General features: G+C 73.3%; 17 protein-coding genes and 1 riboswitch. Of the genes, 9 read left to right on the top strand and 8 right to left on the bottom strand.

Annotated elements, in window-relative coordinates; translation table 11 throughout:
• Positions 1-68: 68 nt before the first annotated feature.
• Positions 69-1,055: an ATP-binding cassette domain-containing protein gene (locus tag AB0J10_RS13895; RefSeq protein WP_363061164.1), complete on the top strand. Its 987-nt coding sequence runs from the start codon at positions 69-71 to the stop codon at positions 1,053-1,055.
• Complete coding sequence (locus AB0J10_RS13890; RefSeq protein WP_363061162.1) at positions 1,052-1,906, top strand: ABC transporter permease; 855 nt, start codon at positions 1,052-1,054, stop codon at positions 1,904-1,906. The genes AB0J10_RS13895 and AB0J10_RS13890 overlap by 4 nt, the downstream gene beginning before the upstream one ends.
• A 231-nt stretch (positions 1,907-2,137) precedes the next feature.
• On the opposite strand, the gene AB0J10_RS13885 is transcribed toward AB0J10_RS13890, so the two are convergent.
• Both AB0J10_RS13885 and AB0J10_RS13880 read right to left on the bottom strand, forming a co-directional pair.
• Complete coding sequence (locus AB0J10_RS13885) at positions 2,138-2,761, bottom strand: FMN reductase (protein ID WP_363061160.1); 624 nt, start codon at positions 2,759-2,761, stop codon at positions 2,138-2,140.
• 2 nt (positions 2,762-2,763) lie between these two features.
• Positions 2,764-3,873 (bottom strand): LLM class flavin-dependent oxidoreductase, encoded by a 1,110-nt coding sequence (locus AB0J10_RS13880; protein WP_363061158.1) that lies wholly within the window; start codon positions 3,871-3,873, stop codon positions 2,764-2,766.
• A 140-nt stretch (positions 3,874-4,013) separates the two neighbouring features.
• Between AB0J10_RS13880 and AB0J10_RS13875 the strand changes: the two genes are divergently transcribed.
• On the top strand, positions 4,014-4,154 hold the full coding sequence (locus AB0J10_RS13875; RefSeq protein WP_363061156.1) for a DUF6126 family protein: 141 nt from the start codon (positions 4,014-4,016) through the stop codon (positions 4,152-4,154).
• A gap of 99 nt (positions 4,155-4,253) precedes the next feature.
• Here the strand turns inward: AB0J10_RS13875 and AB0J10_RS13870 are convergent, their stop codons facing one another.
• Both AB0J10_RS13870 and AB0J10_RS13865 read right to left on the bottom strand, forming a co-directional pair.
• Entirely contained in the window at positions 4,254-5,495 is a 1,242-nt protein-coding gene (locus AB0J10_RS13870; RefSeq protein ID WP_363061154.1) for a cation:proton antiporter, read from the bottom strand.
• 2 nt (positions 5,496-5,497) lie between these two features.
• Entirely contained in the window at positions 5,498-6,001 is a 504-nt protein-coding gene (locus AB0J10_RS13865; protein WP_363061152.1) for a TrkA C-terminal domain-containing protein, read from the bottom strand.
• A gap of 173 nt (positions 6,002-6,174) precedes the next feature.
• Between AB0J10_RS13865 and cbiE the strand changes: the two genes are divergently transcribed.
• Both cbiE and cobM read left to right on the top strand, forming a co-directional pair.
• Positions 6,175-7,416, top strand: coding sequence for a precorrin-6y C5,15-methyltransferase (decarboxylating) subunit CbiE (gene cbiE, locus AB0J10_RS13860; protein ID WP_363061380.1), 1,242 nt, complete (start codon positions 6,175-6,177; stop codon positions 7,414-7,416).
• On the top strand, positions 7,413-8,162 hold the full coding sequence (cobM, locus tag AB0J10_RS13855) for a precorrin-4 C(11)-methyltransferase (protein ID WP_363061150.1): 750 nt from the start codon (positions 7,413-7,415) through the stop codon (positions 8,160-8,162). Before cbiE ends, cobM begins: the two co-directional genes overlap by 4 nt.
• Positions 8,163-8,178: 16 nt before the next feature.
• Here the strand turns inward: cobM and AB0J10_RS13850 are convergent, their stop codons facing one another.
• The gene (locus AB0J10_RS13850) at positions 8,179-8,925 is read right to left on the bottom strand and encodes a cobalt-precorrin-6A reductase (protein ID WP_363061148.1); all 747 of its coding nucleotides are present in this window, start codon (positions 8,923-8,925) and stop codon (positions 8,179-8,181) included.
• 11 nt (positions 8,926-8,936) lie between these two features.
• Here AB0J10_RS13850 and AB0J10_RS13845 point away from each other — a divergent pair, with 11 nt between their 5' ends.
• Positions 8,937-10,064 carry a cobalt-precorrin-5B (C(1))-methyltransferase gene (locus tag AB0J10_RS13845; protein WP_363061146.1) on the top strand — a complete coding sequence of 376 codons (1,128 nt, stop codon included), beginning with the start codon at positions 8,937-8,939 and terminating at the stop codon, positions 10,062-10,064.
• A gap of 182 nt (positions 10,065-10,246) precedes the next feature.
• On the opposite strand, the gene AB0J10_RS13840 is transcribed toward AB0J10_RS13845, so the two are convergent.
• From AB0J10_RS13840 to AB0J10_RS13830, 3 genes are read right to left on the bottom strand one after another with little or no spacing between them, the layout of a single operon-like run.
• Positions 10,247-11,788: a precorrin-2 C(20)-methyltransferase gene (locus AB0J10_RS13840; protein WP_363061144.1), complete on the bottom strand. Its 1,542-nt coding sequence runs from the start codon at positions 11,786-11,788 to the stop codon at positions 10,247-10,249.
• Positions 11,785-12,426 carry a precorrin-8X methylmutase gene (locus AB0J10_RS13835; RefSeq protein ID WP_363061142.1) on the bottom strand — a complete coding sequence of 214 codons (642 nt, stop codon included), beginning with the start codon at positions 12,424-12,426 and terminating at the stop codon, positions 11,785-11,787. Before AB0J10_RS13835 ends, AB0J10_RS13840 begins: the two co-directional genes overlap by 4 nt.
• Positions 12,423-13,745, bottom strand: coding sequence for a hypothetical protein (locus AB0J10_RS13830; RefSeq protein ID WP_363061140.1), 1,323 nt, complete (start codon positions 13,743-13,745; stop codon positions 12,423-12,425). The genes AB0J10_RS13835 and AB0J10_RS13830 overlap by 4 nt, the downstream gene beginning before the upstream one ends.
• 47 nt (positions 13,746-13,792) lie before the next feature.
• A riboswitch (cobalamin riboswitch) is annotated at positions 13,793-13,928 on the top strand.
• Between the two features lie 36 nt (positions 13,929-13,964).
• On the opposite strand from AB0J10_RS13830, the gene cobN reads away from it, so the two are divergent.
• From cobN to AB0J10_RS13815, 3 genes are all read left to right on the top strand, one after another.
• Positions 13,965-17,573 carry a cobaltochelatase subunit CobN gene (gene cobN / locus AB0J10_RS13825; protein WP_363061138.1) on the top strand — a complete coding sequence of 1,203 codons (3,609 nt, stop codon included), beginning with the start codon at positions 13,965-13,967 and terminating at the stop codon, positions 17,571-17,573.
• Between the two features lie 225 nt (positions 17,574-17,798).
• Positions 17,799-18,362: a DM13 domain-containing protein gene (locus tag AB0J10_RS13820; protein WP_363061136.1), complete on the top strand. Its 564-nt coding sequence runs from the start codon at positions 17,799-17,801 to the stop codon at positions 18,360-18,362.
• A gap of 12 nt (positions 18,363-18,374) precedes the next feature.
• On the top strand, positions 18,375-19,535 hold the full coding sequence (locus tag AB0J10_RS13815) for a methyltransferase (RefSeq protein ID WP_363061134.1): 1,161 nt from the start codon (positions 18,375-18,377) through the stop codon (positions 19,533-19,535).
• Positions 19,536-19,574: the final 39 nt, after the last annotated feature.

Below are 19,574 nucleotides of genomic sequence, written 5' to 3'. Positions count from 1 at the left end.
CGCCATCCCGACCGGACCGCGGCCCCGGACCGCGACCGCCACTGCGAAGGAACCGAAGGAACTAGACGATGAGTACAGATCTGGCCATCGAGACGCACGGCCTGGTGAAGGTGTTCGGTGACGACCGGGCCGTCGACGGCGTCGATCTCCGTGTGCCCGCCGGCACCGTCTACGGCCTCCTGGGGCCCAACGGCGCCGGCAAGACGACCACGGTGAAGATGCTGGCCACCCTCCTCAGACCGGACGGCGGCGAGGCGCTGGTCTTCGGCAGCGACGTGCTGAAGGACGCCGACACGGTGCGCGGCAGGGTAAGTCTCACCGGGCAGTACGCCTCGGTGGACGAGGACCTGACCGGCACGGAGAACCTGGTCCTGCTGGGCCGGCTCCTCGGCCACGGGAGGAAGGCGTCCCGCGAACGGGCAGTACAGCTGCTCGAAGCGTTCGGGCTCACGGAAGCCGCCGGCCGCCAGGTGAAGAAGTACTCGGGCGGAATGCGGCGCCGCATCGACATCGCCGCGTCCATCCTCAACACGCCGGACCTGCTGTTCCTGGACGAGCCGACCACCGGTCTCGACCCGCGCAGCCGCAACCAGGTCTGGGACATCGTTCGGGCCGTCGTCGCCCAGGGCACGACGGTCCTGCTGACCACGCAGTATCTGGACGAGGCCGACCAACTGGCCGCCCGGATCGCGGTCATCGACCACGGTCGGGTGATCGCCGAGGGCACCAAGGGGGAACTGAAGGCATCCGTCGGCGCGGGGGCCGTCCATGTGCGGCTGCGCGACGCCGACCGGCGCCCGGACGCCGAGCGCGTCCTGACCGTCGCGCTGAACGCCACGGTCCAGCTCGAGGCCGACCCCGTCGCGCTGACGGCCCGGGTCAACGGTCACGGCACGGACCTCGGCGCGGCGGAGCAGGCCGCCCGCGCCTTGGCGGAACTGGCCCGCGAGGGGATCACCGTCGACAACTTCGCGCTGGGCCAGCCCAGCCTGGACGAGGTCTTCCTCGCCCTCACCGATCACACTCCCGTCACCGAGAAGGAAGCCGTCGCATGAGCACCGCAGCCACCCGGGAAGCAGAGGACCTCACCTTCACCGCGCCGAGGGCGGAGTCCCTGGCGGCCCTGCTCGTCGCCAGGGAGCGTCCGGCGCGGCCGAGCGCCCTCGCGGCGTCCGTGACCTTCGGCTGGCGCGCCATGCTCAAGATCAAGCACGTGCCGGAACAGCTCTTCGACGTCACGGCCTTCCCGATCATGATGGTGCTGATGTACACGTACCTCTTCGGAGGGGCGCTGGCCGGGTCGGTCGACGCCTACATCCAGTTCCTGCTCCCCGGCATCCTGGTGATGAGCGTCGTGATGATCACGATGTACACGGGCGTCGCCCTCAACACCGACATCGACAAGGGCGTCTTCGACCGCTTCCGCACGCTGCCGATCTGGCGCCCCGCGCCGATGGTCGGCTATCTGCTCGGCGACGCCGTCCGCTATGTCATGGCCTCCGCCGTGATGCTGGCGGTCGGCATGATCATCGGCTATCGGCCGGAGGGCGGGCCGGCCGGAGTCCTGCTCGGCGTGGCCCTGCTGCTGGTCTTCTCCTTCGCCTTCTCCTGGATCTGGACCATGTTCGGGCTGCTGCTGCGCACGGAGAAGTCCGTCATGGGCGTCAGCATGATGGTGATCTTCCCGTTGACCTTCCTGAGCAATGTCTTCGTCGAGCCGAGGACGATGCCGGGCTGGCTGCAGGCGTTCGTCAACAACAGCCCGGTCACCCATCTGGCCACGGCCGTGAGGGAGCTGATGGCGGGCAACTGGCCGGCCGCCGACATCGCCTGGACCCTGGGCTGGGCAGCGCTGCTCGTGGTCGGTTTCGGTGCCATCACCATGCGTCTGTACAACCGCCGCTGAGCCCGGCCCGGCCGGTGCCGGTGGCTGCCGGAACGGCTGCTGAACGGCGGCCGGCCGGTGGCGGCGGGAGGGCCGGCTCCGGGAGCCGCGGACCGGGTCGGGGTCCCGGGGCGCCGAAACTCTCGCCGGTGACACAGGACCTCCGTCCGGACCTGGGACGCGACGAGCAGCAGCCGCCCGGACCAGGCGGGCTGCGCCGCGAGTTCGAGCAGCTTCAGCGACGCGGGGTCATCAGTCGAAGCGGAGGTCCGCGAGCTGCTGCTCGAACTCCGTCAGCTCGTCCGGCCCCTCCTCGCGGGCGGGCCGGCTCGCCATCAGCTCGGCCAGTTCCCGGCCGGCCCTGCGGATCCGGGTGGGCAGTCCCTCGGTGTACTCGTCGCCGCCGGAACCCCAGTCCTCCGACGCCGCGTACACGGCGGTCGGCACGACCAGCGCCCGCAGATAGGCGAAGAGCGGCCGCATGGCGTGGTCGAGGACGAGGGAGTGCCGTGCGGTGCCACCGGTCGCGGCGACGAGGACGGGCTTGCCGGTCAGCGCCCGCGGGTCCACCAGGTCGAAGAACGACTTGAACAGTCCGCTGTACGAGGCCGTGAAGACCGGGGACACGGCGATCACGCCGTCCGCCGTCGTCACCGAGTCGACGGCCGCGCCCAGCGTCGGTGAGGGGAAGCCGGTCACCAGGTTGTTGGCTATGGCGGTGGCCAGCTCACGCAGCTCGACGACCTGCACCTCCACCTTCCGGTCCTGCTCCGCCAGCCGCTGCTGGGCCGTCTCGGCCAGCCGGTCGGCCAGCAGCCGGGTCGACGAGGGAGTGCTCAGCCCCGCCGACACGGCGACGAGCTTCAGTTGGGCCATGGTCAGTCCTCCTCACCGGTGCCGGTGTTGTCGCCGCCGGTGCCGCGGGCGGCGGCCACGGCCGGGTGGACCGGTGCGTCCGGCACCCCGGCGGAGCGCAGGCCGGCGAACTCCTTGCGCAGCACCGGAACGACCTCCTCGCCGAGGATGTCGAGCTGCTCCAGGACGGTCTTCAGCGGAAGTCCCGCGTGGTCCATCAGGAACAGCTGGCGCTGGTAGTCGCCGACGACGTCACGGAAGCCGAGGGTCCGCTCGATGACCTGCTGCGGAGAGCCGACGGTCAGCGGCGTCTGCTCGGTGAAGTCCTCCAGCGACGGGCCGTGCCCGTAGACGGGCGCGTTGTCGAAGTACGGGCGGAACTCCCTCACCGCGTCCTGGGAGTTCCTGCGCATGAACACCTGTCCGCCGAGGCCCACCACGGCCTGCTCCGGGGTGCCGTGTCCGTAGTGGGCGTAGCGCTTCCGGTAGAGCGCGACCATCCGCCTGGTGTGCTCCGCCGGCCAGAAGATGTTGTTGTGGAAGAAGCCGTCGCCGTAGAACGCGGCCTGCTCGGCGATCTCCGGTGAACGGATCGAGCCGTGCCACACGAACGGCGGGACACCGTCCAGCGGCCGCGGCGTGGCCGTGAAGCCCTGCAGCGGCGTACGGAACCTTCCCTCCCAGTCGACCACGTCTTCCCTCCACAGCCTGTGGAGGAGGGAGTAGTTCTCGATGGCGAGCGGTACGCCCTGGCGGATGTCCTGCCCGAACCAGGGATAGACCGGTCCGGTGTTGCCGCGGCCCATCATCAGGTCGACGCGCCCGTCCGCCAGATGCTGGAGCATCGCGTAGTCCTCGGCGATCTTCACCGGGTCGTTGGTGGTGATCAGCGTCGTGGAGGTGGACAGGATCAGGTTCTCCGTGCGCGCCGCGATGTGCCCCAGCATCGTGGTCGGGGACGACGGCACGAAGGGAGGGTTGTGGTGCTCGCCCGTCGCGAAGACGTCGAGACCGACCTCCTCGGCCTTCAGCGCGATGGCGACCATCGCCTTGATCCGCTCGTTCTCGGTCGGGGTGCGACCGTTGGTCGGATCGGTGGTCACGTCGCCGACGGTGAAGATTCCGAACTGCATCGGGCCTCGCCTCCAGGAGCCAGTTGGTTGAATCTTAAATTGTCAGCTGGAACGGACGCCACCCCTGAACTATTCCGCCCGCCGTACGCTGGAGTCCCCGGAGCACCGTGCCCGGGTCCGGGTCCGGGAGGATGCCACCGATGAGCGAGACCGCGCGTGAGAGCGAGCGCTGGAAGGAGCGCGGTGTCGCGCTGCGCGTCTTCGTGTACGTCTTCGCCACACATGCCTTCGCGGGCTTCGTCTGGCTCCTCTTCTACGTCGGGCAGAACGCCCAGAAGTGATCGGCGCCCGTCGGCCGACGCCGTCGAGGAGCGCCCCGGGGCCCCGCCGCCCACCGTGCCCGCGGCCCACCGTGGCCCGCGCGTGAGGCCCGGGAACGATCAGCCGCCCGCCGCCGGGGCCACCGCCCCGTCCGTCGCGGACGCCCCCCGCTCCGCGCCTCCCGGAGGCCGCGGCCGCGGGATGTGGCCGAGCCAGGAGCGGACGGTGTGGAACGCGGGCTCGGTCCAGCGGGCCGCGAGCGGGCCCAGGATCACCAGGATCAGCACGTACGCGGTGGCCAGCGGCACGACGCGCGGCTCGGTGGAGGCCGCCAGTCCGGCGATGACGATGGAGAACTCGCCACGGGGTACGAGGGTGCCGCCCGCCCGGAGGCGGCCGCGCGGGCCGATTCCGGCGCGACCGGCCGCGTACCAGCCGGTCGCGATCTTGGTCAGGCTGGTGGCCACGGCCAGCAGCAGTGCCGGCAGCAGCACCGGCGGGATCGTCGTCGGGTCGGTCGACAGCCCGAAGAAGACGAAGAACACGGCCGCGAAGAGATCGCGGAGCGGGGTGAGCAGGCGTCTGGCCCCCTCCGCGACCTCGCCCGACAGCGCGATGCCCACCAGGAACGCGCCCACCGCCGCCGACACCTGCAGCTCCTGCGCCGCACCCGCGACCAGCAGGGTGAGGCCCAGGACGACCAGCAGCAGCATCTCCGGGTCGTCGGAGGAGACCGCCCGGCTGAGGTGCCGGCCGTGGCGGACCGCCAGGAGGAGGACCAGGGAGACCGTGCCGACGGCGATCAGCAGGGTGATGCTGCCGCCGGCCAGGCCGAGTCCCGCGAGCAGCGCGGTCAGCAGAGGCAGGTAGGCCGCCATCGACAGGTCCTCGATGACCAGGACGCCGAGGATCACCGGGGTCTCGCGGTTGCCCAGCCGTCCCAGGTCCGTGAGGATCTTGGCGATCACGCCCGACGACGAGATCCAGGTGACGCCGGCCAGTGCCACCGCCCCCACCGGTCCCCAGCCGAGCAGGAGCGCGGCCGCCGCGCCCGGCGGGGCGTTGAGCAGGAAGTCCACGAGGCCCGAGGGGTACTGGGTGCGCAGGCTCGTCACCAGTTCGGAGGCGCTGTACTCCAGGCCCAGCAGCAGGAGCAGCAGGATGACGCCGATCTCGGCGCCGACGGCGATGAAGCCCCCGCTGGCGCTGAGCGGCAGCAGCCCGCCCGTGCCGAAGGCGAGACCGGCCAGCAGATAGAGGGGGATCGGGGACAGCCCGAGGCGTCCGGCGAACCGGCCGATCAGCCCCAGGGTGAGGATGATCGCCCCGAGTTCGACCAGGAGCATCGTCGTGCCGTGCACGGTCAGCCTCCGGCCCCGGAGCCGTCAGGTTCGTCGCCGGCGCCCTCGATGATCCCGGCGAGCGCGTCCACGCCCTCCCTGGTGCCGACGACGACGAGCGTGTCACCGATCATCAGCCGGAAGCCCGGTCCCGGCGAGGGGTGCACACTGCTGGGGCGCCGGACGGCGACGATCGAGGCGCCCGTGCGGGTACGGGCCCGGGTGTCACCGAGCGGCCGTCCGGAGTACGGGGAACGGGCCGGGACCGGGATGTGCTCGGTCACCAGGTCGAGTCCGTCGGTGCGCACGCCCTCGACGGGGGTCGGGTCCAGCAGTCGGGCGAGCCCGCCGGCCTCCTCGGGTGTGAGCGGCACGGAGGCCGCCCACTCGTCGGGATCGTCCGCGGAGTAGAAGCCGAGGAACCGCCGCCCGTCCTGGTGGACGACCAGCGAGAGACGGTGACCGCTCTCCGAGGTGATGTCGTACTGCGTACCGACGCCCGGCAGGGGAGTGCGTCGAGTGGCCATGGCTGCCTCCCGGAGCCGAGTCGGACGATGAGGCGCGCGTGGCGGGGCCGGGACCAGGGACTCGTTCTCCACTTCAGTATTACGTGATCTTGGGGGGTCCGCGCGCCGGTGACCGGTCTCCGGTCCCCCGCGGATCAGGCACCATCTGCGCGGACAGTAGAGTCCGGTCCGTGATGCCCGACCCCCGCCCCGCCGTGTCCGTCGTCGGGATCGGTGCCGACGGCTGGGACGGACTGCCCGAGACCTCCCGCGCCGCGCTGCGCGCCGCCGACGTACTCGTCGGCGGCCCACGCCAGCTCGCCCTGCTGCCCGCCCACGAGTGCCCGGGGGAGCGCGTGGCGTGGCCGACGCCGCTGCGCCCAGCCGTGCCCGCGCTGCTCACCGAGCACGCCGGCCGGCGCCTCGCCGTCCTCGCGAGCGGCGACCCGATGTTCTACGGCATCGGCCGCACGCTCACCGAGATAGCCGGCCCCGAGGCCCTGCGCGTGCTGCCGCATCCGTCCGCCGTCTCGTACGCCTGCGCCCGCCTCGGCTGGCCGGTCGAGGAGACCGAGGTCGTGACGACGGTCGGCAGGCCCGTCGCGGGGCTCGGCGCCGTGCTCCACCACGGCCGGCGGCTGTTGGTGCTGAGCGCCGGCGCCGCGACCCCGGCGGAGGTGGCCGAACTACTGGCCGCGAGGGGCTTCGGCCCCAGCCCGCTGCGGGTGCTGGAGCAACTCGGCTCCGGGCGGGAACGCCTGGTCACCGGTACCGCCTCCGGCTGGGACCGGCCGCCCGGCGACCCCCTCAACGTCGTCGCAGTCGACTGCGTCCGTGAGCCGGGCGGGCCCCGGCTCGGCGCCGTACCCGGGCTGCCCGACGAGGTGTACGAGAACGACGGCCAGCTGACCAAGCGCCATGTGCGCGCCGCGACGCTGGCCGCCCTCGCGCCCGCGCCCGGCGAACTGCTGTGGGACGTCGGCGGGGGCTCCGGCTCCATCGGGATCGAGTGGATGCGTACGCACCGCTCGTGCCGGGCGGTCACCGTCGAGCGGGACGCGGATCGGGCACGGCGCATCGAGCGCAACGCGGAGACCCTCGGCGTGCCAGGACTGCGGGTCGTCACGGCGGCGGCGCCGGACGGTCTGGCCGGACTGCCCTTGCCCGACGCGGTGTTCATCGGCGGCGGGCTCACCGCGCCGGGACTGCTCGACGCCTGCTGGAACGCGCTGCCGGAGGGCGGACGGCTGGTCGCGAACACCGTGACGCTCGAGTCGGAGGCACTGCTGGCCGAACGCCGCCGCCGGCACGGCGGCGAGCTGGTGCGGCTCGCCGTGGCGCACGCCGTACCGGTGGGCGGGTTCACCGGCTGGCGGCAGGCGATGCCCGTCACGCAATGGTCCGTCACCAAACCCCCCGCAGGAGAACGCTCATGACCGTCTACTTCATCGGCGCCGGACCCGGTGCGGCCGATCTGATCACCCTGCGCGGCGCGCGGACGCTGGCGTCGTGCCGGGTCTGCCTCTACGCGGGCTCGCTCGTCCCGGCCGAGCTCCTCGCCGAATGCCCGCCGGAGGCGCGCCTCGTGGACACGGCGGACCTCGATCTGGACGCGATCACCGCCGAGTTCGTCCGCGCCCACGAGGAGGGGCACGACGTGGCCCGCCTGCACTCGGGCGACCCGTCCGTGTTCAGCGCGGTGGCCGAGCAGATGCGGCGGCTCGACGCGGCGGGTATTCCGTACGAGGTCGTCCCCGGCGTTCCGGCGTTCGCGGCCGCGGCGGCCGCGCTGAAGCGGGAGCTGACCGTACCGACGGTCGGCCAGACGGTCATCCTGACCCGCGTCGCCCAGCAGGCCACCCCCATGCCCGAAGGCGAGGACCTGGCCACCCTGGGCCGCAGCGGCGCCCTGCTCGTCCTGCACCTCGCCGCCCGCCATGTCGACCGCGTGGCCGCCGAACTGCTGCCGCACTACGGGCCCGACTGCCCCGCGGCGGTGGTGGCCATGGCCAGTCGCCCGGACGAACTGGTGCTCCGGGGCACGCTCGACGAGATCGCCGGGCTGACGAAGCAGGCGGGCGTCACGAAGACGGCGGTCATCCTGGTGGGCCGCACCCTGGCCGCCTCCCAGTTCCGCGACAGCCACCTGTACGACCCGGCGCGGGACCGGCACGTCTGCTGACGGCACACCGGCCCGCCTACCCCGGCAACGGCCCCAGTGCCGTCACCCATGCCAGCGCCTCCGCCACCCCCGTCGCCGTGGGAACGTTCCCGGGCACGGGCGGGCGGCGGACCACGACGACCGGAAGGCCCGCCTCCCTGGCCGCGGTGAGCTTGGGCGAGGTCGCGGCGGCGCCGCTGTCCTTGGTCACCAGGACGTCGACGCCGTGGTCGGCGAGAAGCGCACGTTCGCCGTCGAGGGTGAAGGGGCCGCGGTCGAGGAGCACCCGCATCCGCGCGGGGTGCGGCGGCTCGGGCGGGTCGACGGAGCGGACCAGGAACCACAGGTCGTCCAGGTGCGCGAAGGACCCCAGGCCCATGCGGCCCGTCGTCAGGAAGACCCGGCGCCCCAGCGAGGGCAGCGCCTCGGCCGCCTGCGCGAGGGAGTCGACCGGGTGCCAGTCGTCGCCCGCCACCGGGACCCACCCGGGCCGCCTAAGCGCGAGCAGGGGAACATGGGCCTGGTCTGCGGCGTGCGCCGCGTTGAAACTGATCGTCCCGGCGAAAGGATGGGTGGCGTCGATGAGCACGTCCACCTGGTGCCCGCGCAGCCAGGCTGCGAGGCCCGCCGCGCCGCCGAAGCCGCCGATCCGCACCTCGCCCCGCGGCAGTCTCGGCGCCGCGACCCGTCCCGCGAGTGACGTGGTCACCCGCTCGCCCCGCGCGTGCAGCGACTCGGCGAGGGCGCGCGCCTCCGTCGTACCGCCGAGGACCAGGACGTGCACGGGGGACCTCCATGAGTGAACCGGCGCCCGTGGGCGGACGCAGCGCCCAACTCAAGCACACCGGCCTCCGGCCCGGCTGGACCACCGGGGCCTGCGCCACCGCCGCGACGACCGCCGCGTACACCGCGCTGCTCACCGGGCAGTTCCCGGACCCGGTGACGATCACGCTGCCCAGGGGCCGGCGGCCCGCGTTCGCGCTGGCCGTGGAGGAACTGGCGGACGGGCACGCGACGGCGGGCGTGGTGAAGGACGCCGGTGACGACCCGGACGTCACGCACGGCGCGCTGATCCGCGCGACCGTGCGGGTCCTGCCCGCCGGCTCGGGGGTGGTGTTCCGTGCCGGACCGGGCGTCGGTACCGTCACCCGCCCCGGGCTGCCACTGGACGTCGGAGAGCCGGCGATCAACCCGGTGCCCCGGCAGCTGATGCGGGACCACGTCACGGAGGTCGCCGCCCGGTACGGCGGTTCGGGCGACGTCGAGATCACGGTCTCCGTCGACCACGGCGAGGAGATCGCGCGCTCCACCTGGAACCCTCGGCTCGGCATTCTCGGCGGACTGTCCGTCCTCGGCACGACCGGCATCGTCGTGCCCTACTCCTGCTCGGCGTGGATCGACTCGATCCGCCGTGGCGTGGACGTGGCAAGGGCGGCAGGACGCACCCATCTCGCCGGGTGCACGGGCTCGACGTCGGAGAAGACGGTCGTCGCCCTGTACGGGCTTCCCGAGGACGCGCTGCTCGACATGGGCGACTTCGCGGGCGCGGTGCTCAAGTACGTCCGCAGGCACCCCGTGGACCGCCTCACCGTCTGCGGCGGCTTCGCGAAGCTGTCCAAACTGGCGGCGGGCCACATGGATCTGCACTCGGCCCGCTCCCAGGTGGACAAGGGTTTCCTCGCGGAGCTGGCTCGCCGGGGTGGGGCGGACGAGACACTGGCGGCCGAGGTCGCCGCCGCCAACACCGGTCTCGCGGCGTTGCAGTCGTGCGCGGCCCGCGGGGTCCCGCTGGGCGATCTCGTGGCCGTGACCGCCCGCGACCGGGCACTGGAGGTGCTGCGGGGTGCGCCGGTCACGGTGGACGTGGTGTGCGTCGACCGCGCGGGCACGGTGGTCGGCCGCTCGGCGCCGAAGGGCCCCTGACGGGGAGGGCCCCGGAGGCGGATCTCAGGGGGCCCGGGTCGAAGGGCCCTCCGTCCCCGTTCCTCCGTCCTCCGTCCTCCGTTTCCCGTACGCCGCCCGCGCCCGGACCGCGCTCGGACCCGGACCGGAGCCCCCACGCATTCGGGTCCCGCACCCTCCGCCGGACCTCGCCCGGCGCGGTCTCACCCCGGGAACGAGTCGCCCGCGGGTTCGAGCACGCTGTCCGCAGCCGGGTATGTGCGCGGGGTCCAGACGATCTCCTCTCCCGAACCGCGGCGCACCGTCCGGGTCTGCGACGAGCCGACCAGCAGCAGGGTCCTCATGTCCACCACCGCCGGGTCGAGTTCGCCGAGACGCACGATCCGCACGCTCTCCTCCGGACCGCCCACATCGCGCGCGACGACGACCGGGGTGTCCGGGGCACGGTGGCCGAGCAGCAGTTCACGGGCCTTGGCGACCTGCCAGGTCCGGCTGCGCGAACCGGGGTTGTAGAGGGCCAGGACGAGATCGGCACGGGCCGCCGCCGACAGCCGCTCCGCGATGACCTCCCACGGCTTCAGCCGGTCGGACAGGGAGATGGTGGCGTAGTCGTGCCCCAGCGGTGCCCCGGCGCGCGCCGCGGCGGCGTTCGCCGCGGTGAGGCCCGGCAGCACGCGCACGGACACGTCCGCGTACGGCTCCTGCGCCGCGACCTCCAGCACGGCCGTGGCCATGGCGAAGATCCCGGGGTCGCCGCCCGACACCACGGCCACCCGGCGGCCGCGCCGGGCGAGGTCGAGGGCGAACTCCGCCCGCTCGGACTCCACCTTGTTGTCCGAGCCGTGACGGCGCTGCCCCGCCCGCACCGGCACCCGGTCCAGATAGGTCGTGTAGCCGACCAGGTCGTCGGCGGCGGCGAGCGCGCCGCGGGTCTCGGGCGTCAGCCACAGCGGTCCGGCCGGTCCGGTGCCCACGACGACGACCTCGCCCCGGGGCCGCGCCTCGGGCCGCACCTCGTCGATCCGGCTGGGCAGCACCGCCACCGAGAAGTAGGGCACCGACTCCGGGTCCACCTCCGCCAGACGCTCCGTGCGCTCGCCGGCCATCGTGGCGCGCTCCACGTAGCGCGCGTCCTCCAGCCGGCCCGCCCGCTCCAGTGCCCGCCGCACGGCGGGGAAGGTCCGGCCGAGCTTCATCACCACCGCCGAGTCGGTGGCGGCGAGACGGGCCGCCAGCTCCTCCTCGGGCAGCGTGCCCGGGACGATCGTCAGCACCTCCTCCGCCTCGCACAGCGGCTCCCCGAGACGCGCGGCCGCCGCGCTCACCGAGGTCACGCCGGGGATCACCTCGGTCGGGTACCGGTGGGCGAGCCGCTTGTGCATGTGCTGGTAGGAGCCGTAGAAGAGCGGATCGCCCTCCGCGAGCACGGCCACCGTCCGCCCGGCGTCGAGATGCGCCGCGAGCCTGGCCGCGGCCTCCTCGTAGAAGTCGTCGAGCGCCCCCCGGTAGCCGCCGGGATGGTCGGTGGTCTCGACCGTGATCGGGTACATCAGCCGCTCCTCGATGTGGTCGGGGCGCAGGTGCTCCGCCACGATCGAGCGGGCGATGGAACGGCCGTGCCGGGCGCAGTGGTACGCCACGACGTCCGCCTCCGCGACGACCCGGGCCGCCCGGAGCGTCATCAGCGACGGGTCCCCGGGGCCGAGCCCGACGCCGTACAGCCTGCCGGTCCGCTGTGTGCTCACTCCGCCTCACTCGCCATCGCGTTGATCGCGGCCGCGGCCATGGCGCTGCCGCCGCGTCGGCCGCGCACCACCAGGTACTCCGGAGCGCCCCCGTGCGCGGCGAGGGCGTCCTTGGACTCGGCCGCGCCTATGAAGCCCACCGGCACGCCGATGACGGCGGCCGGGCGGGGTGCCCCCTCGTCGATCATCTCCAGCAACCGGAAGAGCGCGGTGGGGGCGTTGCCGACGGCGACCACGGAACCTTCGAGGCGGTCCCGCCACAGTTCGAGCGCGGCGGCGCTGCGGGTCGTGCCGAGCCGGGCGGCCAGCTCCGGCACGGACGGGTCGGACAGCGTGCAGATCACCTCGTTGCCCGCGGGCAGCCGCTTGCGGGTGACGCCGCTCGCCACCATCTGCGCGTCGCACAGGATCGGGGCCCCGGAGCGCAGCGCCTCTCGCGCCCGGGCCACCACCCCGGGCGAGTACGCGAGGTCGCGGACGAGGTCGACCATGCCGCAGGCGTGGATCATCCGCACCGCGACCTGGCCGACGTCGGCCGGGAGCGCGTCGAGCGCGGCCTCTGCGCGGATCGTGGCAAAGGACTGGCGGTAGATCTCCGCCCCGTCCTTCTCGTAGTCGAACACGGTCTTGTCGCTCATTTCGTCGTACGGGTTCGGGCTGTGGCGATGGTGCCTTCGAGTTCGGCGCGGGACGGCACGGGTACGGGGGTGCCGTGGGCGGTCACCCGGTACGCGCCGTCCCGGGTGGCCACGACGTCCACGTACTCCCCCTGCGGACGGCCGCAGCGCCGCTCGCAGCCCGACCAGTACACGGGCAGTCCGCCCCGGCCGGGGGTCACGTCGGCCCGCACGTCGGCCAGGGACTTGGCGCATCCGGGCCGGCCGGTGCACGCGCCGACCCCCCACCAGGGCGAGTCGGTGCCGGTGATGAGACCCGCCCGCCCGAGTGCGTCGAGGTGTGCCCGCGCCGTGCCGCGGTCCGCGAACCCCGGGACGACGGCCCCGCGCCACGGGGTCAGCCGCACCTCGTTCGCGGGCGCCGGCAGCAGCTGCCGCAGTTGCGCGGCGGTGAGCCGTCCGAGCGGAGCGGCGACGGACACGGTCCAGCCGTCCGGTCCCGCAACGACGCCGGGCAGCGGTCCGGTGCCGGGTCCCTCGGGCCGATCCTCGGGCGGTTCCGGGGCCGCACCCGGGGCGGAGCGTTCCGTTCCGGTGACATGGGGGAGCGGTTCCGCCGCCACCCCCGCCCGCTCCAGCGACTCGTCCACGCCGATCTCATGCCCCTCCGGCAGCTCCCGCACGCGCCACGCCCCCGTGCCCGCGCCGGCGGTCAGGAACGCCTCCGCAGCGGCGAGCGCCGCGCGTGCCGCGTCGGTGGCAGGTACCCGGAAGGCGTGGCGCCCGACCCGCAGCACCGCCCGTCCGTCCGCCCCTGCGAGCAACGTCACATCCGCGCCGAGTCCGGCGACATCGCCACGGCCGTCGTCCAGGGCGAACAGGAACCGGCCCGAGAGACCCGCGGCCCGGTCGCTCGCACACAGCAGGGCGTCCAGCTCCCGGGCCCACAACTGCACGTCGGCGCTGCCGAGTCCGTCCAGTCCGGCCAGCGGCGAGGCCACGACGTTGCGCACCCGCTCATGGGTGTCGGAGGGCAGCAGCCCGGCGTCACGCAGCAGTTCCGCCAGCTCCGCCCCGCAGCCGTCCGTCAGGCCGCGCAGCTCGGCGTTCCCCCGGGAGGTGACGCTCAGCGCCCCGTCGCCCAGCCGCTCGGCCGCGGTGGCCAGCGCGCACAACTGATGCATCGTCAACAAGCCGCCGGGAAGGCGGAGTCGGGCCAGCAGCCCGTCGTCCGCCGCATGCAGCCGCAGCGCGCCCGGGCAGGCGTCACCTCGGTCCCGTATGCGGCGTTCGCCCCGGTCCGGAGGGGTTGTCGGTGTGGGCGGCATGGCGGCGAGCATACCCACGTCCTTCCAGGTGGCCGCCCTGCCGGCGGGCCGCAGCCTCTACTATGCAGAACGGCACAGGGTCCCAGGGCCCTAGGGAGGAAGCCCGGTGGGAATCCGGCGCGGTCCCGCCACTGTGAACCGGGTCCCGGCGACGGGGTCCGGTGAGTCAGGAACTCCCGCCGACCACGACCACCCGGGGCGCGGAAACCCCGAGGAAGGCCTGCGCACGCGATGACGCACGCGACGATCCTGCTGCTGTCGACCTCCGACACCGACCTGCTCAGCGCCCGCGCCGCCGAGGGCCCGGTCCGGTACCGCTTCGCGAATCCCTCCCGTCTTCCCCTCGACCGGCTGCCCGAGCTCCTCGACGGCACCGACCTGGTCGTCGTGCGCCTCCTCGGCGGCATCCGCGCCTGGCAGGAGGGCCTCGACGCGCTGCTGGCGCAGGGCAGGCCGGTGGTCGTCCTCACCGGCGAACAGGCCCCGGACGCCCAGTTGATGGAGACGTCCACCGTCCCCATCGGGATCGCGGCCGAGGCCCACGCCTACCTCGCCCACGGCGGCCCGGACAACCTGGAGCAGCTCGCCCGGTTCCTGTCGGACACCGTCCTGCTCACCGGCCACGGCTTCGCGCCGCCCGCGCCCGCCCCCACGTGGGGCGAGATGGAGCGCACCCCGCGTCGCGACAGCGGCCCGCTCGTCGCCGTGCTCTACTACCGGGCCCACCACATGAGCGGCAACACCGCCTTCGTCGGCGCCCTGTGCGACGCCGTCGAGGACGCCGGCGGCCGGGCCCTCCCGCTGTACGTCGCCTCGCTGCGCGCCCCCGAGCCGGAACTGCTGGAACGGCTCCGCGACGCCGACGCCGTCGTCACCACCGTCCTCGCCGCCGGCGGCACCCGGCCCGCCGAGGCCCAGGCCGGAGGGGACGACGAGGCGTGGGACGCGGGCGCACTCGCCTCGCTCGACGTGCCCGTGCTGCAGGCCCTGTGCCTGACCGGGCCGCGCAGCGCCTGGGAGGAGAACGACGAGGGGCTGTCCCCGCTGGACGCCGCCAGCCAGGTCGCCGTCCCCGAGTTCGACGGCCGCCTCATCACCGTGCCGTTCTCGTTCAAGGAGATCGACGAGGACGGCCTCCCCGCGTACGTCGCCGACCCCGAGCGCGCCGCCCGCGTCGCCGGCATCGCCGTGCGCCACGCCCGGCTGCGGCACATCCCGAACGCCGAGAAGCGCCTCGCGCTCGTCCTCTCCGCGTACCCGACGAAACACTCCCGCATCGGCAACGCCGTCGGCCTCGACACCCCGGCCTCCGCCGTCGCCCTGCTCCGCCGGCTGCTCGACGAGGGCTACGACTTCGGCACCGAGGAGATCCCCGGCCTGGCGTCCGGGGACGGCGACGAACTGATCCGCGCGCTCATCGAGGCCGGTGGCCACGACCAGGACTGGCTCACCGAGGAGCAGCTCGCCCGGAACCCGGTCCGCGTCCCGGCCGCCGACTACCGGCGCTGGTACGCGACCCTTCCCTCCGAACTGCGCGAGGCCGTCGAGGAGCACTGGGGCCCGGCGCCCGGCGAGATGTTCCTGGACCGCTCCCGCAACCCGGAGGGCGACATCGTCCTGGCCGCCCTGCGCCGCGGCAACCTGCTGATCGTCATCCAGCCTCCACGCGGATTCGGCGAGAACCCGATCGCGATCTACCACGACCCCGATCTGCCGCCCTCGCACCACTACCTCGCCGCCTACCGCTGGATCGCCGCCCGGCAGGACGAAGGAGGGTTCGGCGCGGACGCGATGATCCACCTCGGCAAGCACGGCAACCTGGAGTGGCTGCCCGGCAAGAACGCCGGTCTGTCCGCCGCCTGCGCGCCCGACGCCGCGCTCGGCGACCTGCCGCTGGTCTACCCGTTCCTGGTCAACGACCCGGGCGAGGGCACGCAGGCCAAGCGCCGCGTCCACGCCACCCTCATCGACCACCTCGTCCCGCCGATGGCCCGCGCCGACTCCTACGGCGACATCGCGCGCCTGGAGCAACTGCTCGACGAGTACGCCCAGATCTCCGCTATGGACCCGGCGAAGCTGCCGGCGATCCGCGCCCAGATCTGGACCCTGATCCAGGCGGCGAAGCTCGACCACGACCTCGGCCTGGAGGACCGCCCCGACGACGACGGCTTCGACGACTTCCTGCTGCACGTCGACGGCTGGCTGTGCGAGGTCAAGGACGCCCAGATCCGCGACGGACTGCACCTCCTCGGCGGCGCGCCCACCGGCCCGGAGCGCGTCAACCTCGTCCTGTCGATTCTGCGGGCCCGGCAGATCTGGGGCGGCACGACCGCCCTGCCCGGACTGCGCGAGGCGCTCGGCCTCGACGAGTCCGCCGCGACGCGGACCACCGCCGACGAGGCCGAGGCCCGCGCCCGCGCCCTGGTCGAAGCCATGGAGGACGCCGGCTGGGACCAGGCCGCCGTCGCCTCCGTGGCCGAGGGCCACGGCAAGGCCGTCGCCGACATCCTCGGCTTCGCCGCCCGGGAGGTCGTGCCGCGCCTCGCCGCCACCACCGACGAACTCGACCACACCGTCCACGCGCTGAACGGTGGCTTCGTCCCGGCCGGACCGTCCGGCTCGCCGCTGCGCGGCCTGGTCAACGTCCTTCCGACGGGCCGGAACTTCTACTCCGTCGACCCCAAGGCCGTGCCTTCCCGCCTCGCCTGGGAGACCGGCCAGGCCCTGGCCGAATCCCTTCTGCAGCGCTACCGCACCGACAACGGCTCCTGGCCGACGTCCGTCGGACTGTCCCTGTGGGGCACCAGCGCGATGCGCACCGCCGGCGACGACGTCGCCGAGGCGCTGGCGCTGCTCGGTGTCCGTCCCGTCTGGGACGACGCCTCCCGCCGCGTCAACGGCCTCGAACCGGTCCCGCTCGCCGAGCTCGGCCGCCCCCGCATCGACGTCACACTGCGCATCTCGGGCTTCTTCCGCGACGCGTTCCCGCACGTCATCGGCCTCCTCGACGACGCGGTCCGGCTGGCCGCCGCGCTCGACGAGCCCGCCGACGACAACTTCGTACGCGCCCACGCCCAGGCCGACCTCGCCGAGCACGGTGACGAACGACGCGCCACCACCCGTATCTTCGGCTCCCGCCCGGGCACGTACGGTGCCGGACTGCTCCAGCTGATCGACTCCCGCGACTGGCGCACCGACGCCGATCTCGCCGAGGTCTACACGGTGTGGGGCGGCTACGCCTACGGCCGCGGTCTCGAAGGCCGCGCGGCGCGCGAGGAGATGGAGACGGCCTACCGGCGGATCGCGGTCGCGGCGAAGAACACCGACACCCGCGAGCACGACATCGCCGACTCCGACGACTACTTCCAGTACCACGGCGGCATGGTCGCCACCGTGCGCGCCCTGCGCGGCACCGCGCCCGAGGCGTACATCGGCGACTCCACCCGCCCGGAGACGGTCCGCACCCGCACCCTCGTCGAGGAGACCTCCCGCGTCTTCCGGGCCCGCGTCGTGAACCCCAGGTGGATCGAGGCGATGCGCCGCCACGGCTACAAGGGCGCCTTCGAGCTCGCCGCCACCGTGGACTACCTGTTCGGCTACGACGCCACGACCGGCGTGGTCGCCGACTGGATGTACGACAAGCTCGCCGAGGCGTACGTCCTGGACCCGGAGAACCGCGAGTTCCTCCAGCAGGCCAACCCCTGGGCCCTCCACGGCATCGCGGAGCGACTGCTGGAGGCGGAGTCCCGCGGCATGTGGGAGAAGCCCGACCCGGCGGTCGTCGACGCCCTGCGCCAGGTCTTCCTCGAGACGGAGGGCGACCTGGAGGGCGACGGCTGACGCGGTGGGGCCGGGACATCCCGAGTGCCGTGCACGGCACCAGGTTCACACCGGAGTGTGGGATGGGTCGTCCCATGTGCCCTCCGGGCTGCCCGGTGAGCCTGAGGCAGCCGTGCACCAGGGGACTGGTGACCCGGCTCGACCGGCGGGGCGGACGGCGGGCGTAAGACTTCCGTCACCACCGGAAACGTTCCTTTCGCCGTCCCGTGCGACTTGAATGAAGCCATGAGGACATCGGTGGTACGCAGACCTGTGGTGATCGTGGGGCTGGTGGTGGTCGCGGTGGTGGCCGTGGCCGGGCTGTACTGGTTCCAGCCCTGGAAGCTCTGGGTGGACGAGACCGTTCGCGAGGAGCTGCCCGCGGCCGCCCCGGCCTCGCCGGACGGACCGGGGGCGTCCGCGGACACGGCGCCGGCGGTCCCGTCCGCGCCGGAGGTGCTGGCCACCGGGAGCTTCATCAGTCATGAGCACGCCACGAACGGCAGTGTGAAGATCGTCCGGCTCGCGGACGGCTCCCGCACCCTCCGGATCGAGGGCCTGGACACCAGCAGCGGCCCCGACCTGCGCGTCTGGCTCACCGACGCGCCGGTGAAGGAGGGCAAGGACGGCTGGCACGTCTTCGACGACGGGCAGTACGTCAGCCTCGGCAAGCTGAAGGGCAACAAGGGCGACCAGAACTACCCGCTGCCCGCCGACGCCGATCTCAACCGCCTGACCAGCGTCACCATCTGGTGCGACCGCTTCGACGTCTCGTTCGGCGCCGCGGAACTCGCCAAGGCGGCCGCGTAGCCTGAGAGCACGATGAACATCTTCACCACGTCATGGGGCGACCTCGGGCTCACCCGTTTCCCCGAGGACCCCCGTGACCGGCTCCGCGCCTGGGACGCCTCGGACGAGTACCTGCTGCGCCATCTGGAGGGCGAGAAGCTCGGCGGCACCGTGGTCGTGGTGGGCGACCGCTGGGGGGCACTGGTCACGGCACTGTCGGCGCACCGGCCCGTGCAGATCACCGACTCCTTTCTCACCCAGCGGGCGACCCGCGCCAATCTCGTGCGCAACCGCCCCGCCGCGGAGGCCGACGGCGTACGGCTGCTGTCGACCCAGGACACCCCGCCGGACCGGATCGACGTCCTGCTGGTCCGCGTCCCCAAGAGCCTCGCCCTGCTCGAGGACCAGCTCCAGCGGCTCGCGCCCCGGCTGACCGCCGACACGCTCGTGGTCGGCACCGGCATGGTGACGGAGATCCACACCTCCACGCTGAAGCTCTTCGAGCGGATCATCGGCCCCACCCGCACGTCACTGGCGGTCAAGAAGGCCAGGCTCATCCACTGCGCACCCGAACCGGACCGCACCGGGAGCGCGGCGGTCCCGGACGCCCCCTGGCCTCGCAGCCACACGCTGCCGGCCGGCATCGGGGCCATGTCGGGACGTCCCGTGACCAATCACGCGGGGATCTTCTGCGCCGACCGCCTGGACATCGGCACCCGCTTCTTCCTCGAGCACCTCCCCGACCGCCGAGGCCCGCTCCGCGTCGTGGACCTGGGCTGCGGCAACGGCGTCGTCGGCACGGCCGTGGCGGTCGCCAACCCCGAGGCCGAGGTGGTGTTCACGGACGAGTCGTTCCAGGCCGTCGCCTCGGCCGAGGCCACCTTCCGGGCGAACACCGGACCGTCCGCCGACGCCGCCTTCGTCGTCGGCGACGCGCTGTCCGGGACGGAGCGCGAGTCCGTCGACCTGGTGCTGAACAACCCCCCCTTCCACACCCACCGGGCGCTCACCGACAGCACCTCGTGGCGCATGTTCACCGGCGCCCGCAGGGCCCTGCGCCCCGGCGGCGAGCTGTGGGTGATCGGCAACCGGCACCTCGGCTACCACGTCAAACTGCGCCGGATCTTCGGTAACTGCGAGACCGTCGCGAGCAATCCGAAGTTCGTGGTCCTGCGCGCGGTGAAGCGCGGCTGACGGGCGGGACGCCGAGCCGGAAGCCGGTCCGGTCCCGAC

Source organism: Streptomyces sp. NPDC049887 (assembly GCF_040656535.1).
Classification (GTDB): domain Bacteria; phylum Actinomycetota; class Actinomycetes; order Streptomycetales; family Streptomycetaceae; genus Streptomyces.
The sequence above is the reverse complement of the archived record's forward strand: the minus strand, read 5'-3'. Positions and strand labels throughout refer to the sequence as shown.